Source organism: Streptomyces sp. NPDC006372 (assembly GCF_040612515.1).
GTDB lineage: Bacteria > Actinomycetota > Actinomycetes > Streptomycetales > Streptomycetaceae > Streptomyces.
Genome location: NZ_JBEXQJ010000025.1, coordinates 97,799 through 113,252 on the forward strand (window position 1 = coordinate 97,799; position 15,454 = coordinate 113,252).

The window sequence follows — 15,454 nt, forward strand, 5'->3', positions numbered from 1 at the left end:
CCTTCTAGTTTCGTGCTCCACTGAGCGGTCCGACCGTGACCGCTCACCTTCGCACCTGCTCAGAAGGGGATGTCGTGTCTCAAAAGAACCACCGCGGGACAGCTTGCGTGGGGGCGCTGCTGGCCTGCGTCACGGCATTCGGCGGAGCGCTCGCTTCCCCCGCTGCCGCCTCGCCAGCCTCCCGTCCCACCACGCCGCCGCCCGTCAGCGACTTCAAGGGCGTCAACTGGGCCGACCCGCGCGACAACTACGCCCACGACGCGGTCGTGCCCTCGGGCCTGTCCACCTCCGACAGCTACGCCACCACCTACGCCAAGTCCAAGGCGATCATCGGCGGCTTCTCCAAGCTCGGCGCCAACACGGTCCGTCTCCCGGTCAACCCGACCTCCGTGAACGGACCCTTCTGGAAGTCGTACCGGGGTGCGATCGACGCCGCCACCGCCAAGGGCTTCAAGGTCATCCTGGGCTACTGGGAGGCCGACAACGCCAAGGACGGCAAGATCGACGACCAGGCCTCCTGGAACCAGATGTGGGCGCGGATCACCTCCGCCTACAACGGCAACTCCAAGGTGTACTTCGAGCCGATGAACGAGCCGTTCGGCTACACCGCCCAGGAGTGGACCGACATCGCCGCGAAGTGGGTGAAGACCCACGCCGACGTGCCCCGCGACCGGGTCCTCATCGGCGGCTACAAGTACAGCGAGGACGTCAAGCCCGTCTGCGCCGACCCCCGGCTCAAGGGCGTCCGCCTGGCCCTGCACAACTACGGCTTCTGGCACACCGACTGGACCAGCGTCGACCAGTGGAAGGCCGACTTCAAGTCCCGTATCGGCGACTGCGCCTCGCGCACGATCCTCGACGAGTTCGGCGCCTCCATGACCACCGGCCTCGACTACAACGGCCCGGTCGGCAGCTCCAACGAGATCGCGTACATACAGGCCGCGACCGACACCATCCGGGAGCTGGGCCTCGGCTCGGTCTACTGGCCCGGCCTGCGCAACGGTGACACCTACTCCCTCACCACGCTCCAGGGCACGGGCACGAACCTCAGCCTGACCGTGAACAACCAGAGCGGCCTGGACCGGCTGCACTACGCCTGGAAGCAGTAGCAGCACGGTTGGTGGCCCTTCCGGGTTCGGCGCCGCTCGTCAGCCGAACCCGGAAGGGAGCCGTCAGGACGCCGAAGGCGTCCAGCCCGCGAGCCAGTCCGCGACCTCCTGGCCGGCGGCCTGCGCATCGCTCAGATGCGGACGGTTGCTGCTCGCGCTCCCCGCCCCCGCACCGGTGTTCTTGTACTCGGCGAACCGGTCGTCCTTCCACGAGAAACCGCTCATGTCGGTCCACGGCGTGGACTTGACCGCGGCACTGAGGCTCGTGTTCCGGACCGTGGTCTGCGGGTTGAGGGAGGCGTCCCCGCCCGCGTGCCAGGGCCGGCCGAGGTAGAAGCTGCCGTTCGACACATCGCCGCTCACCGTGGAGTTGGCGATCAGGATGCCCTTGCGGTTCGCGGCGGTGCTCGGAGCGGTGACGTACCCGGCCGAGGTGCCGTCCCAGCGCTTCTTCAGCGTGATGACGGACTTGTCGACGACGGCCGTGGCCCGCCCGAAGATGAAGTCGACGTTCCCGATGACATACGAGTTGCTGACGTAGACCCGCCCCAGCTTGTCCTTGGCGGCGGTGTCGAGCAGCAGCGTGTCCTGGTCGCCGCTGACGATGATCCCGTCCAGGAACACCTTGTCCGCGGCGGTCCGCAGCGCGACGGCCTGGTGCCCGTTGAGGCTCTGGTTGGCCTTCTCGTCGAAGTCGTTGGAGATGGTCAGGTTCCGCGCCTGGAAGTCGTCGGCCTCGACGGCGACGGTCGCGCTCCCGCCCGTGCCGTAGGTGCCACCGCCGGGCTTGGGCGTACCCGCCGCGTTGTTGTAGACGATCGTCGTGTCCTTGCGGCTCCCGCCCGTGCCCTGAAGGGTGACGTGCGGCTTGTTCGCCGGGACCTTCACCAGCTCCCGGTAGGTCCCCGGCTTGACGGCGATCACGACCCGCGACGGGTTGTTCGCCGGCACGGCGTTCACGGCGGCCTGGACGGACGTGTACTGCCCGCTGCCGTCCTTGGCGACGGTGAGGGTGGTGGCCGCGGCTGCCTTGGTGGAAGCGGAAGCAGTCGTACCGATCGAAGTGCGAGGACCCGCCTGCGACCTGAGGAGGGCGGGCAGATCGGCGGCCTTGTCCAGGGTGTACGCGTAGTACGCCTTGGGATCGAAGGCGGTACCGCCGCTCTCGTTCCGCCCACTGGTACCGGAGAAGGAGTTGCCCCGCTGGACGATGGCGGCACCGCTGTCCTTGATGACGGGGTTCTTGATGCCCTGGAAGTAGGAGTTCTCCAGGACCATCTTCGTCGCGCCGCGCGAGTAGTTGCCGTACGACGAGTTGATGCTCGTGCCCGGGGCGTCCTCGAGGAAGTTGTTGTAGAGGTGAGCGTGGGCGGCGTTGTCGGTGGAGGGGTTGCGCTGCTCGGTCTCGCGGATCCAGTTGTGGTGGATCGTGATGTCCGTCTTGACGTTCTCGGTCCAGCCGATGCCGAACGTCTTGTTGTTGTCGCTGAGCTTGTTCCAGGAAACAGTGACGTTCGTCGAGTCCTTGCGGACGTCGATCAGCCCGTCGGCCATGTGCCGCAGATCGTTGTGATCGATCCAGACGTGGTGCGCGCCGTCCATCTGCACGGCGTCGAAGTCATGGTCCTTGTCGTTCCAGATGCCCTGGTACGAGTCCCGGATGGTCACGTTCCGGATGATCACATTGTGCACACCCTGCCCCAGGAAGAACCCACCGCCGACGATGTGCCCGGAGGTCCCGGCCCCCACGATGGTCTTGTCGGACTGCACCTTGATCTCTTTGCCGACCGGATTCATGTTGATGGTCCCGGCGACGACGATCACGTACGGCTCGGCGGCGGTGGCGTACTTCTCCAGATCGGCGAGCGTCTTCACCGTGACGGTCTTGCCACCCCGACCGCCGTACGTCCCGTTCTGCCCGAGGGAGTTGACGGAGGCGAACCCGTCGGCGGTGTCGGCGGCCCAGGCGGGGACGGCTTCCGCCGCCGAGGCCTGTCCGAGGACGCCGAGGTCGGTGGTGCCGTAGGCGAGGGCCCCTGCGGCGGTCAGGGCCAGCGGGACCCCGACCGCCAGGGCCGTGCGGCTTCTGCGGTGACGATGACGGGCCTTGCTGCGCGGCTCACTCATGCGGCGATCCGATCCGTGTGGGGGAATGACCGCTGACCAGTCGCCGCCCCACACGGAAAGGTTGCCGCTGTATTCGACCTACTCGACGCCCTACTTGGTGCAGGAGTCAGGATCGAGCTTCTCCTCGACCTTGTCCTCACGACCGTCGGGCTGACCGCTGGGGAGGAGCTTGTCGGAGATGCCGTCGATGTAGTACCCGTGCGAGTAAATGGTCCGGTACCCCCGGTCCCGCCAACTGTGCACGGTCTTCTCCCCGTCCCCCTTGTCCCACTGGTAGTCCTCGACCTGGAAGACGGGGTTCACCCGCACCACGCGCTGATACGGCGTCCAGGTCACGGCGACCTGCCGGCACGGCGGAATGGTCTTCTCACTCCGGGTCTCGAACTTGGACTCCTTCTCCCAACCCCACTCGTACCCTGCGCTGCCGCCCACGGTTCCGCTGAAGATGCTCTTGGCGAGGGAGAGACTGATGGTGCCGCCGACGCTCTTCTTCGCGAACGTCTTGGTGCTGTAGCTGCTGACGAAGGTCTCCTTGTCGTCGGCCGAGCCCTTGTTCCCGATCCACCGGGACGTACGGACGGTGTCGCCCTTGATCGACCAGGTGGACGCCTCGGCGTACCCGCACCAGCCGCGGAACAACTCCCAGGGCCCGGCGGGCTTCCACAGCCCGAAGACGTCCCGCAGGTACTCGTCGCGGGTCTTGAACTCACCGGTGTCGACGTTCAGGGCGCCGTAGACGCCGGTCAGGCTGGTCTCCTGGCTGCAGAGCCGCTCGATCATCCCGTCGGTGTCCCCGGGGTCGACGCCCCGGATGTTGGTGGCCCCGGCGGGCCCGGCGGTGGCGGTGCCTGCGCCGGCGAGCAGACCCGTTACGGCGAGGGCGGTGGTGGCTGCAACTGCACTGGCCTTCTTGACAGTTGATGTGCGAATGAGACGCATGTGGGGGGCTCACTCCTGCTTGCGGTTCTGTGACGGCAGTGAAGATGTCAGAGCACGGGCAGGAGTTTGCGCTACCGGTGGGTACGACAGGACATTGACAGGTGGGTGGGGGGCATGTCCTGCCTTATCGGGTGTGGCCGCCCCCGCGGCGACGGGGGCGACAACAACTGCCTCGAGGTCGCCGACGACCACCCCGGCATGGTCCCGGTCCGCGACAGCAAGCTCTCCCACAGCCCGATACTCGTGTTCGGCGCGAGCCCTTGGGCGTTGTTCCTGGCCGGCGCCGAGGGTGGGAGCTCGGCAGGCACTCCCGGGTGAACCGAGGGCACAGCGAGGCACCCAGGGGCCGTGGCGGGGCTATGGTGACTCCATGGCAGAGCACACGACCATCCAGGTGTCCCGGCAGGCCCGGGACCATCTCGCTCAGGTCGCCAAGGAACGCGGGGTGACCCTGGGGCAGCTTGTCGAGCAGATCGCTCTTGAGCAGCCCACGGCCGAGCAGATCGCCGAGCGGGTCGCGGCGGACCGGAAGGTCGTGCGGGAGAAGATCGGCCTGGACATCCGCGACGTCGAGTTCGACGAAGCACCGGACATCCTCGGCAACATCTACCGCATCGCGGCCGAGAAGGTCCGTGCTGCACGGGGCGCCGCTGCGTGATCATTCTGGACACCGGCGCCACTCTCGCCCTCTCCCAGGGGCACAAAACGCTGAATCTCCTCGCCGGCAATATGGCACACACTCCCGGTGACCTCCTTCGGATCCCCGCCCTGTGCCTCATGCAAGTGGAGTCGGAGGACGCGGATGCCGCGCAGCGGGTTCTCGCCTTCAGCTCGGTCGTGGTGGATCCACTCAACACAACCGCTTCAGTCACCGTCGGCACCATGATCCGCGACGGCTACGGCGGCTCCGACACCTGCCACGCCCTGTACTGTGCGCTGCCGCGGGCTGAATTCACAGGCATGTCGATTCTGCTCACAGATCGCGAAGAGCGTTACCCGCCCGGTGTAGTCACTGTCGACATCGATTCCCCAGGCATGCTCGGCTTCCACTGAACCCGTCCCCCCTCTTCACCTGGCCGAACACGGGCCGCCCGCTTCTTTGGCAGTGTCGTGCTTCCACGGCCTGCATCAAGGGCGCTTCGCGTCGCCTTCGGCGATGGCCCTGCGGGCCACCCTTGACCCAGGCCGCTCCAGCACGTGGAAGAAGCGAGCGAGCGGCCCGGAAAGGCGGGTGGCCAGGCCCAGTCGGGCCCTCACGTCCCTCAAGAGGCCGCCCGGCGAGGAGGGGCGCGCTCGCGCCTCGGCAGCACGCCGGGTCGGCTTAGCGGCCATCGGTGAGTGGGTGGTGGGGGCGCGGAGCGGCGAGTGGAGCGATTGGGCCTTGGCCTGGTGCGTAACCAGAGGTCAGGGAGAGGATCGTGGCCCAGATACTCCAATTCGCAGTCGCGTGCCGATCCCGGACCCCATCGGCACCCAACATCACCGGCCAACCCAGGGAGACTCTCCCACCCACCCGCCGATGGCCGCTAAGCCGACCCGGCGTGCTGGCGAGGCGCGAAGGCGCTCCTCATCGCCGAGCGGCAGCGCAGCCGACCGGAGGGACCGGCGGCCCTGGCCACCCGTTCCTCCCCCGGCCGCCCGCTCGCTTCTCTCCCGTGCTGGAGCGGACTGGGTCAAGGGTGGCCCGCAGGGCCATCGCCGAAGGCGACGCGAAGCGCCCTTGATGCAGGCCGTGGAAGCACGACACTGGCAAAGAAGCGGGCGGCCCCGACAGTTGCACTCGGCCGACCAGAGGCCCAGCATCCTCACCTCGCCCACCCCGGCTTCCACACCTCCCCCTCCGTCAACCGTGGGCGCGTAGCAACCAGGTGGTCGCGGAGGGCTGCCAGGCCCGGATGGGGATTGTCCGTGCGAAAGAGCAGGGAGTGGGGGTAGACCGGGGTCGGGTTCAGTACGGGGACGAGGCGTAGGTCGTGGTCGGCCGGCCAGACCAGGGGGGTGCGTTCGCTGAGGAAGGTCGCCAAGGTCGGGGAGTCGGCGATGGTGTCGAGGAGGGCTTCGACGCCGAAGTTGGGGCCTATCGCGTCTATGGTCGGGCCGAAGGTCGCGGCGAGGTCGTCGTAGTAGGCGGACCATTCCGTGCCCGGCGTGTTGCCGGGCATCCATATCCGGTGTCCGGCCAGCTGTGCCGGTGTCACCCAGGGTGCGCGCGCGAACTCGTGGCCGGGGCCGACGCACAGGCGGAGCGGTTCGTCCAGGACGGAGACGGCCGATATGCCGTCAGGGAGACGGTGCCCTGGCATGGTCACCGCACGAAAGGTGGCGTCCACCGACCCGTCCCGCACCGCCGCCACCGCCGTGTCCGCCGCCCCGAACAGCGTGACGACGTCCAGGGTGATCTCCGGGTGCGTGCGGTGGAAGTCCCGTACCAGCCCGGCCGTGGCGACCCGTCGCCCCACCACGTCAACTCGTAGCGCACGGTCCCCGGGGCGTACGGCGGCGAGCGCGCGCTCCTCCGCCTGGAGCAGGGACCGGGCGTGGGGCAGCAGGGCCTGTCCGTCGATGGTGAGGTCCGCTCCTCGCGGGGTACGGACCAGCAGCCGCACGCCGAGGTCCTTCTCCAGGGCGGCGATCCGCTTCGATACCGCCTGCTGGGTGAGGGAGAGGTCCACGGCGGCCTTCTGGAACTGGCCGGCGTCGGCGATCGCGACGAATGCCCGTACTGCTTTGAGGTCCACGGCGGCAGCCTAGTAGTACAAACAGTAGTTGTTGCAACCGCGCCGAGGTTGTTTGATCGGCCGAGGTCAGAGCGATTACATATCGAGGATGCCGAGTTCCTTCGTTCATCTGCACAACCACACGGAATACTCCATGCTCGACGGCGCGCAGAAGCTGAAGCCGATGTTCGCCGAGGTGGAGCGACAGGGCATGCCCGCGATCGCGATGAGCGACCACGGGAACATGTTCGGGGCCTACGAGTTCGCGCAGACCGCGAAGGAGCATCCAGCGGTCAAGCCCGTCATCGGAATCGAGGCCTACCTCGCTCCCTCCTCACGGTTCTCGCGGAAGCAGGAGTTCTGGGGGCCGGGTGGGCGGCGGGCCGTCGGGGAGGACGGGGAGGGGTCCAAGGACGTCTCCGGAGGTGGGCGGTTCACTCACATGACGATGTGGGCCACCGGCGCTACGGGGCTGCGGAATCTGTTCTGGTTGAGCACCCAGGCCAGTTACGAGGGGCAGTTCCCGGCCGGGAAGCCCCGGATGGACCGGGAGCTGATCGCCGAGCGGCCGGACGGGATCATCGCCACCACCGGGTGTCCCTCCGGGGAGGTGCAGACCCGGCTGCGGCTCGGGCAGTACGAGGAGGCCAGGGCTGCCGCCGGCGCCTACCAGGAGATCTTCGGGCGGGAGAACTACTTCCTGGAGCTGATGGACCACGGGCTGGCCATCGAGCGTGACGTGCGTGAGGGGCTGCTGCGGCTCGCCCGGGAGCTCGGTCTTCCCCTGCTGGCCACGAACGACGCCCACTACGTCACCGAGGACCAGGCCGATGCCCACGACAACCTGCTGTGCATCGGCGTCGGCAAGAACAAGGACGATCCGCGCCGCTTCCGGTTCAGCGGGTCCGGCTACTACCTGAAGTCGGCCGCCGAGATGCGCACCCTCTTCGCCGAGCTGCCCGAGGCCTGCGACAACACCCTGCTGGTCGCCGAGCGCGTCGAGTCGTACGACGAAGTGTTCGACCATGTCGATGAGATGCCGCGGTTTCCGGATGTGCCGGAGGGGGAGACGCAGGAATCCTGGCTGCGGAAGGAGGTTCTGAAGGGCCTCGTCCTGCGGTACGGGGATCCGGCTCCCGCGCACGTCCTGGAGCGGTTCGAGACCGAGATGGCGGTCATCGGGCCGATGGGCTTCAGCTCGTACTTCCTGGTCGTGGCGGACATCTGCCGGTACGCCCGGGACAACGGCATCCCGCTCGGCCCGGGGCGTGGTTCGGCCACCGGGTCGCTCGTGGCGTACGCGACCCGCATCACGGAGCTGTGCCCGCTGGAACACGGGCTGCTCTTCGAGCGGTTCCTCAACCCCGAGCGCATCAACCCGCCCGACGTCGACCTCGACTTCGACGACCGGCAGCGCGACCGGATGGTCCGGTACGTGATCGACAAGTACGGCGACGAGTACACCGCCCTGGTCAACACCTTCGGCAAGATCAAGGCCAAGAACGCCATCAAGGACTCGGCGCGGATCCTGGGCTATCCGTTCGCGCACGGTGAGCGGATCACCAAGGCGCTTCCGCCCGACCAGAACGGCAAGTCCGCCCCGCTGGACGCGATCTTCGATCCCTCGCATCCGCGGTATCCGGAGGCCGGTGAGATCCGGCAGTTGTACGGGAGCGAGCCGGATGTCGCCCGGGTGATCGACACCGCCCGGGGTGTGGAGGGGCTGACGCGCGGGACCGGTGTGCACGCCGCCGCCGTGATTCTGTCCAAGACGCGGCTGACCGACCGGATCCCGCTGCATCTGCGGGCCTCCGACGGGGCCAGGATCACCGGGTTCGACTACCCGTCGTGCGAGGCGATGGGCCTGGTGAAGATGGACTTCCTGGGCTTGCGGAACCTGGGCGTCATCGACCAGGCCATCGAGAACGTCCGGGAGAACCGGGGCGTCCGGCTGGCCACCGTCGGCCCCGGTGACGGTGACCGTGACGGTGGCGGAGGCGAGCCGGGCGGCGATCCCGGCGAGACCGACGGCCCCGGCGATCCCGGCGATCCCGGCGACACCGTCGTCATCCCGCTGGACGACGCCCGTACCTACCGGCTGCTGGCCGACGCCAACACCCTCGGCGTCTTCCAGCTGGACGGCGGGGGCATGCGCGCCCTGCTCAAGCTGATGGCTCCCACCCGGTTCGAGGACATCGCCGCGGCCAACGCCCTGTACCGGCCCGGCCCGATGGCCGCCAACGCGCACACCAACTACGCCCTGCGCCAGAACGGCAAGCAGGCCCCGACCCCGGTCCATCCGGAGCTGCGGGAGGCCCTCGAACCGATCCTCGGCTCCACCCACCACCTGCTGGTGTACCAGGAGCAGATCATGGCCATCGCCCGGCAGCTCGCCGGCTACACCCTGGGCGGCGCCGACATGCTGCGCCGGGCGATGGGCAAGAAGAAACCGGAGGTGCTGGCCGCCGAGTGGGAGAAGTTCCACGGCGGCATGACGGCGAACGGCTACTCCGACGAGGCGGTCAAGGCGCTCTGGGACGTGATGCTGCCGTTCTCCGGCTACGCCTTCAACAAGTCCCACACGGCCGGCTACGGCCTCGTCTCCTACTGGACGGCCTACCTCAAGGCCAACTACCCCGCCGAGTACATGGCAGCCCTGCTCACCTCGGTCGGCGACGACAAGGACAAGGGCGCGCTGTACCTCGCGGACGCCCGCGCCAACGGCGTGCGGGTGCTGCCGCCCGACGTCAACGAGTCGGTGGCGGAGTTCACGGCGATCGGCGACGACGTGCGGTTCGGGCTGCGGTCCGTGCGCAATGTCGGGGACGGTGTCATCGAGGCGGTCATCGACGCCCGTCGCCGCGAGGGGCGGTTCACCTCGTTCTCCGACTTCCTGCACAAGGCCGGACTGCCCGCCCTGAACAAGCGGGCCGTGGAGTCACTGATCAAGGCCGGGGCCTTCGACTCGCTGGGGCATTCACGCAAGGGCCTGACCGCTGTGCACGAGGCCGCGGTGGACGCGGTGATCCCGGTGAAGAAGGCGGCCGGCTTCGGCCAGGACGATCTCTTCGCCGGGCTCGGCGGGGCGGAGGCCGATGCCGCTCCGGTCTTCGGCCTGGACTTCGCCGTGGACGAAGAGGAGTGGCCCCGCCGTCAACTGCTGGCGACCGAGCGGGAGATGCTCGGGCTGTACGTCTCCGCCCACCCGCTGGACGGGGCCGAGCGGATCCTCGCCGCCGCCCGCGACTGCTCCATCGCCGAGCTCCTCGCCTCCGGGCGTACGTCCGGGGAGGTGCGGCTGTCCGGGCTGATCACCGGTGTCCAGCGCAAGGTGACCAAGCAGGGCAACGCCTGGGCGGTCGTCCAGCTCACGGACCGGGACGCCGGCATCGAGGTGCTGTTCTTCCCGGCCGTGTACCAGCTCGTCCAGCACGCGCTGACCGAGGACGACGTCGTCTCCGTACGGGGCCGGATCGAGGATCGGGACGGCACGCTGAACCTGTTCGGCAGGGAGCTCGCCGTCCTGGACATGGCCTCGGCCGATCTGGGAAGCAGGCCGCCCGTCCATCTCGCCCTGCCCGCACACCGGATCACCCCGCAGTCCGTGAGCGAACTGAAGCGGATCCTCACAGACCATCCCGGGGACACCCCCGTCCAGCTCCGGGTCCGGGGCTCCCACAGGACGACCGTGTACGCCCTGGACACCACGGTGGACCCGGCCACCGTCGCCTCCGACGTGAAGGGGACGTTCGGGGCGGACGCCTGGCTGGGCCTCACGTGACGCCGGACCTGGCTGCGGGCCGTCGTGCCGCTGGGGCGATGGGGGTCCCCCCTGCTCGAGCGAAGCCGAGAGCTTGGGGGAGGGTGGGCGCACCGGCACCCCGCACCGCCGGGCTGCGCAACGCCCCGCCCCCGGCACCGACACCCCGGAGCCGACGCCCCACAGCACCCGTCACCGGCCCCGCGACACCCCCCACGACCACCGCCGCAACGGCTCCACCACACACACCCCGCCCACGAGCACCGCAACGGCCAGCACCATCACCCACCGGTCATGCGCCACCCCCCACCGCTCGTCCCCCACCGGCACGAACAACGCCCACCGCTCCGGCCAGAACAGCAGGGCCAGCAACGCCGAGGTCAGCAGGGCGGAGGCGCCCCGTGGCCCGGGCCGGGCCGTCTCGCTGAAGCGCACCGCGGCCGTCGCCCCGGCCACCGCCAGGGTGAGGGCCGCCCCGGCCTCCAGGGTGATGTCGGCGACCGGAGGCCTCAGTTCCCCCGGTACGAGCAGCAGCGCGACCGTCCACCAGGCCGCCGCCACCGGGGCGACGAGGGCGACCCGGAGTCCGATGCGCACCGGGCGCGAGGTCGGGACCGTGGCGGTGGTGTGCCGGGCCGGGTCGTCCAGGAGGAACACCAGGCCTGTCGCGGAGGCCAGGATCGCCGCGCGCAGCATGGGGAGTGCCAGCCACGCCCCCGCCTCGCCGGTCGCCCGTGTCAGCCCGGCGATCAGCAGCCCCGTCGCCCCGGCCGCCCCGACGAGGCCCAACGGCATGGTCCGGCAGACGGCGACGACCAACTCCTTCCTCAGTCGAGGCACTTGTCGTCTCCCTCGGGTGCCTTGAGGCCCAGCAGCTCGGCCGCCCGGGCCGCCGTCACCTTCGGGGCCGTCAGTCCGGCCCAGTGCTCCCGTACACGTGCGGCGGCCTCACCCCGGGGGCGCTTCAGAAGCGCGCGCAGCACCTCGGTCTGGGCGTCCGTCATGTACATCCCGGACGTGGGCTGGAGCACGAGGGCGGAGCCGGTCACGCTGTCGTCCAGGCGGACGCGCCGCAGCGCGGCCACCGGGTCCGGCTCCCAGCCCAGGGCCAGCCACATCACGGTGACCATGCGCCCGTCGCACATCGAGGTCGACGCCTTCTCGTCACCCGCCACGAGCACTCCGGCCACGGCGGCCGAGAACTCGGGGATCCGGTTGCCGCCCCACCGGGTGCCCACGGTCACCTCGTGCGGACGCTCCAGCGGCATCAGCGCACCGTCTCCGGAGAGGCCGACAGTGGCCTCGACCCGCTGCCGTACGACGACGTCCTGCTCGTGCGCGCCGCCCCCGGCCAGGGACCGCACCCGGTCCACCACTCCGGCCCAGTCGCCGACCCGCGGCCCCCACTCGGGGAACGCGCAGTACGTCGATCCGTCCCGGCGCACACAGGACTGCATCTGCTCGGGATGCAGGGTGGCCCGTTCCCGGGCCCGGATCAGTTCGGGGTCGTCGTCGCCCGCCTGCGCCTGGGCCACGCCGCCCACCAGAGCCATGGCCACCGCTCCGGCGACCCCGGCCATGACGACCGGTTTGCGGCCGCCGGCGACCAGGACCGCCACCAGGCCCAGGGCCAGGGCGAGTCCGGCGAGGTACAGGGCGTGCCAGCCGGCGGGCCGGCCCATCAGGTCGGACGGGAAGGTGTTGCTGGTGGCCTCCGCGACGACCGGCAGCAGCCAGCGGGTTCCGTCGTCGCTCATGCCCGAGAAGAAGAGGAACAGGAACAGGAGGAACACGACCAGCAGCGGGGCGGCCAGAACGGACCTCACCAGCCCTGCCAGGAGCAGCCCGGCCAGCCCGAAGAGCAGCACGGTCAGCGGCCCCACGAGCAGTTCGCCCACCGAGCCCTGCCCGATCGCGCCGGGCCTGAGCGCCTCCCGGACGAACTGCGCGGCCACGCACCCGGCGAGGAGCAGGGCCGCGGCCAGGGCCGACAGCGCGTGGGCGACCGTACGCCGCCACGGCGGGAGTCCCAGCACCGCGAAGTGCGGCTCGGTGCCGTGCCGTCGGGAGCGCAGTGCCGCGTGGTTGACGGACAGCAGGATCGCGAGGCCGACCAGCATCGGCGCGGCCTGGGTGGCACGGTCGGCGTCCTGGAGGGCCGGGAAGCCGTCCGAGTCCCTTCCGGTGCGCCACACGGTCCAGGCGATGTAGATGAGGAAGGCGACGAGCACCGGCACCCTGGTCAGCAGTCGCCGGGTCTCGAACAGGGCCAGGGCGAACACGGCGGCCCAGGAGCCGCCCGGCTCGGTCCGCTGAGACGTCTGGACCGGCTTCTCCACCACGGCGGTCATGCGGCCACCTCCGCTCCGGCACCGTCGGCTCCGGCACCGTCGAGGGTGAGCAGGTAGCCGTCCTCCAGGGTGGGTTCGAGCAGCTCGGCCCCGTCCGGTGGGTTCCCGACGTTCCGGAAGGATCCGGTCCCGGTACGCCATCCCGCCTTGGCTCCGGGGTCACGCTCCGCGCTGCTCCACACCCGTCCCGAGGCGCGAGCCGTCAGCTCGGCCGGGGTGCCCTCGAAGCGGACCCGTCCGCCGGCCATGACCAGCACCCGGTGGCAGAGCATCGCCACGTCCTCCGTCTGGTGGGTGGACAGCAGCACGGTGCGCCCTTCCCCGGCCCCGGCGATCAGTTCGCGGAACCGCATCCGCTGCTCGGGGTCGAGTCCGACGGTGGGCTCGTCCAGCACCAGGAAGCCGGGGTCGCCGACCAGGGCGGCCCCGAGGGCGACCCGCTGCCGCATCCCCCCGGACAGCTTCCGGATGCGCTTGCCCCGCACCTCGGCCAGTCCCACCTCGTCGAGCACCCGCCGCACCTCGCGATGGCGGGCGGCCCGGCCGGTCATCTCCTTGAGGATCGCCACATAGTCGACGAACTCGAAGGCGGTGAAGTCCGGATGGAAGCCGGGCGTCTGGGGCAGGTAGCCGAGGCGCCGCCGTACCTCCTGCCGTCCGCGCGCGGTGCCCGGGTCGTGCCCGAGCACGGTGAAGGCGCCCCGGTCGGCGGGCAGGGCCGTGGCGAGCACCCGCAGCAGCGTGGTCTTTCCGGCGCCGTTGGGTCCGAGCAGCCCGGTGACGCCGCCGGTCAGCCGCAGCGACACGTCGTCGAGGGCACGGGTGCCGCCGTAGCGGAGGCTGAGCCCGGAGGCGGACACGGTCGGAGTCATACGGCACGTCCCTGGAAGAGGTCGAATCGGTCACGGAGGAGGAAGAGCAGCCCGGTCCCGAGCGCGGTGACCAGTGCCGCCACGCCCTGCCCGGCGGGGGTGAACGGTGCGAGCGGCACCTCGGCCCCGGCCCGCAGCGCATGGGCCGTGATCAGCAGCCCGACCCAGGCCCCGCCGGCCAGCGAGGGCGCGAGCACCGGTCCGAGCCGGGGGGTCAGCGCAAGACCGGCCGCGGTGAGCGCGAGGGCCGGCAGCAGCCAGGCCAGGGCCCGCAGCCCGTACTCGGGCAGGGCCAGCGTGGCCAGCCCGTTCAGCCCCAGCACCACGCCCAGCACGGCCACGGTGCGGATCATCAGCAGTCGGAACCCGTGCATCGGCGCGACGACGGCCATCTCGTACGTCGGGTCCAGCGCGGGGCCGTAGGACAGTGCGACGCCGGCCAGCGGCAGCAGGGGCGCGAGGGCGAGGAACAGCGTGGGGAACTCCCCGTTCGGCGCGGCGTGCACCGCCCCGACGGTCAGCAGCAGCACCGCGACGACGGCCCCCAGCCAGGACCGCCGCAGCACCGGCGCCGCCGCCAGCAACCGCGCGGTGTGCCCGGCCACCCCGAGCCGCACCAGCAGCGCCTCCAGCATCCCCACGCGGGGCGCGTCGAGCTCGGCGTCGAGCCGCTCCCAGCCCGCGTCGAGCGCTACGGGGTCACTGACCTCGGCCAGCGCCTCACGGCACCTCGCACACGAGGTCAGATGGGCATCGGCGGACCACAGCGCGGGCGCCGCCAACTCCCCCCGCGCATAGGCGCGCAGATCCTCTTCCGGCACGTGCCAGCTCATGCCAACGCCTCCCGCAACTGCTTCCGGGCCCGCATCGCCCGTGTCTTGACCGTCCCCGGCGGAATTCCGAGCAGCACGGCCGCCTCCCGGGTCGTCAGCCCGTCGATCACGGTCGCCTGCAGCACCGCCCGCAGCTCCGGCGACAGCCGGACCAGGGCGCCGGCGAGGTCCCCGTGCTCCACCCCCGCGAGCACGCGTTCCTCCGCCGACGCCTCGTCCCGGTGCCGCAGCCGTGCCAGCGCCTGCCGCAGCCGCCCCCGCGCCCCGTCACCGCGCAGCGCGTCCACCAGCCGCCGCGACCCGATGCGCCACAGCCACCCGGCCACGTCACCGTCCTCCCGGTAGCGGGCCTTGCCCCGCCACACCGCGAGGAACGTCTCCTGCACGACGTCGTCGACGACACTCACGTCGGCGCACCGGCCGCGCAGCCGGGCCCGGAGCCACGGCGCGTACCGCCGGTACAGCTCCTCGAAGGCACGCCGGTCGGCGTCCGCGGCAACGGCCCGCAGCAGCTCCCCGTCGCTTCTCGTTTCGCTCACGTCTCCTCATCGGACCGCCCGGGCCGAACGGTTCACGGAAGCACGCGTGACTTTCGGACCGCCGCACCCCACGGAAAACACCCCCGCGAGCCGCCCCCCGCTATCCCACACGTCATGTCTCCGTAACCATCGATTCAGACGGGCTTGCGACGCTCGGGCAATGAATCCCGCCGTGCCAGAGCCTTCGCCGCCCCGAGAGGGGCACGG

General features: G+C 70.3%; 13 protein-coding genes. 5 read left to right on the forward strand and 8 right to left on the reverse strand.

The window, feature by feature from the left end; genetic code table 11:
• Positions 1-74 precede the first annotated feature (74 nt).
• Positions 75-1,109, forward strand: coding sequence for a cellulase family glycosylhydrolase (locus tag ABZ016_RS29955; RefSeq protein ID WP_356919813.1), 1,035 nt, complete (start codon positions 75-77; stop codon positions 1,107-1,109).
• Between the two features lie 63 nt (positions 1,110-1,172).
• Here ABZ016_RS29955 and ABZ016_RS29960 read toward each other — a convergent pair whose 3' ends face one another.
• Positions 1,173-3,236: a pectinesterase family protein gene (locus tag ABZ016_RS29960; RefSeq protein WP_356919814.1), complete on the reverse strand. Its 2,064-nt coding sequence runs from the start codon at positions 3,234-3,236 to the stop codon at positions 1,173-1,175.
• Between the two features lie 90 nt (positions 3,237-3,326).
• Positions 3,327-4,175 (reverse strand): hypothetical protein, encoded by an 849-nt coding sequence (locus ABZ016_RS29965; protein WP_356919815.1) that lies wholly within the window; start codon positions 4,173-4,175, stop codon positions 3,327-3,329.
• Between the two features lie 114 nt (positions 4,176-4,289).
• Between ABZ016_RS29965 and ABZ016_RS29970 the strand changes: the two genes are divergently transcribed.
• The 3 genes from ABZ016_RS29970 to ABZ016_RS29980 are packed head-to-tail and all read left to right on the forward strand — an operon-like array spanning position 4,290 to position 5,228.
• Positions 4,290-4,493, forward strand: a complete 204-nt coding sequence (locus ABZ016_RS29970) for a DUF397 domain-containing protein (RefSeq protein WP_356919816.1) — start codon at positions 4,290-4,292, stop codon at positions 4,491-4,493.
• Positions 4,494-4,545: 52 nt separating this feature from the next.
• Positions 4,546-4,833, forward strand: coding sequence for a hypothetical protein (locus tag ABZ016_RS29975; protein WP_356919817.1), 288 nt, complete (start codon positions 4,546-4,548; stop codon positions 4,831-4,833).
• Positions 4,830-5,228: a hypothetical protein gene (locus tag ABZ016_RS29980; protein WP_356919818.1), complete on the forward strand. Its 399-nt coding sequence runs from the start codon at positions 4,830-4,832 to the stop codon at positions 5,226-5,228. The genes ABZ016_RS29975 and ABZ016_RS29980 overlap by 4 nt, the downstream gene beginning before the upstream one ends.
• A 752-nt stretch (positions 5,229-5,980) precedes the next feature.
• Here ABZ016_RS29980 and ABZ016_RS29985 read toward each other — a convergent pair.
• Positions 5,981-6,913: a LysR family transcriptional regulator gene (locus tag ABZ016_RS29985; RefSeq protein WP_356919819.1), complete on the reverse strand. Its 933-nt coding sequence runs from the start codon at positions 6,911-6,913 to the stop codon at positions 5,981-5,983.
• An 88-nt stretch (positions 6,914-7,001) separates the two neighbouring features.
• On the opposite strand from ABZ016_RS29985, the gene dnaE reads away from it, so the two are divergent.
• Positions 7,002-10,673 (forward strand): DNA polymerase III subunit alpha, encoded by a 3,672-nt coding sequence (gene dnaE, locus ABZ016_RS29990; protein WP_356919820.1) that lies wholly within the window; start codon positions 7,002-7,004, stop codon positions 10,671-10,673.
• Between the two features lie 171 nt (positions 10,674-10,844).
• On the opposite strand, the gene ABZ016_RS29995 is transcribed toward dnaE, so the two are convergent.
• From ABZ016_RS29995 to ABZ016_RS30015, 5 genes are read right to left on the reverse strand one after another with little or no spacing between them, the layout of a single operon-like run.
• Positions 10,845-11,492 (reverse strand): ABC transporter, encoded by a 648-nt coding sequence (locus tag ABZ016_RS29995; RefSeq protein WP_356919821.1) that lies wholly within the window; start codon positions 11,490-11,492, stop codon positions 10,845-10,847.
• Entirely contained in the window at positions 11,480-13,003 is a 1,524-nt protein-coding gene (locus tag ABZ016_RS30000) for an ABC transporter permease (protein WP_356919822.1), read from the reverse strand. The genes ABZ016_RS29995 and ABZ016_RS30000 overlap by 13 nt, the downstream gene beginning before the upstream one ends.
• Positions 13,000-13,875: an ABC transporter ATP-binding protein gene (locus tag ABZ016_RS30005; RefSeq protein WP_356919823.1), complete on the reverse strand. Its 876-nt coding sequence runs from the start codon at positions 13,873-13,875 to the stop codon at positions 13,000-13,002. Before ABZ016_RS30005 ends, ABZ016_RS30000 begins: the two co-directional genes overlap by 4 nt.
• Positions 13,872-14,708, reverse strand: coding sequence for a zf-HC2 domain-containing protein (locus tag ABZ016_RS30010; protein ID WP_356919824.1), 837 nt, complete (start codon positions 14,706-14,708; stop codon positions 13,872-13,874). The genes ABZ016_RS30005 and ABZ016_RS30010 overlap by 4 nt, the downstream gene beginning before the upstream one ends.
• Positions 14,705-15,247 carry an RNA polymerase sigma factor gene (locus tag ABZ016_RS30015; RefSeq protein WP_356919825.1) on the reverse strand — a complete coding sequence of 181 codons (543 nt, stop codon included), beginning with the start codon at positions 15,245-15,247 and terminating at the stop codon, positions 14,705-14,707. Before ABZ016_RS30015 ends, ABZ016_RS30010 begins: the two co-directional genes overlap by 4 nt.
• Between the last annotated feature and the right edge of the window lie 207 nt (positions 15,248-15,454).

What these genes read in the sequence shown, in the direction of transcription:
- ABZ016_RS29960 (WP_356919814.1), bottom strand. Translation starts at nt 3,236, where the DNA reads ATGAGTGAGCCGCGCAGCAAGGCCCGTCATCGTCACCGCAGAAGCCGC.
- ABZ016_RS30005 (WP_356919823.1), bottom strand. Translation starts at nt 13,875, where the DNA reads ATGACTCCGACCGTGTCCGCCTCCGGGCTCAGCCTCCGCTACGGCGGC.
- ABZ016_RS29965 (WP_356919815.1), bottom strand. Translation starts at nt 4,175, where the DNA reads ATGCGTCTCATTCGCACATCAACTGTCAAGAAGGCCAGTGCAGTTGCA.
- ABZ016_RS29970 (WP_356919816.1), top strand. Translation starts at nt 4,290, where the DNA reads ATGTCCTGCCTTATCGGGTGTGGCCGCCCCCGCGGCGACGGGGGCGAC.
- dnaE (WP_356919820.1), top strand. Translation starts at nt 7,002, where the DNA reads ATGCCGAGTTCCTTCGTTCATCTGCACAACCACACGGAATACTCCATG.
- ABZ016_RS30010 (WP_356919824.1), bottom strand. Translation starts at nt 14,708, where the DNA reads ATGAGCTGGCACGTGCCGGAAGAGGATCTGCGCGCCTATGCGCGGGGG.
- ABZ016_RS30000 (WP_356919822.1), bottom strand. Translation starts at nt 13,003, where the DNA reads ATGACCGCCGTGGTGGAGAAGCCGGTCCAGACGTCTCAGCGGACCGAG.
- ABZ016_RS29975 (WP_356919817.1), top strand. Translation starts at nt 4,546, where the DNA reads ATGGCAGAGCACACGACCATCCAGGTGTCCCGGCAGGCCCGGGACCAT.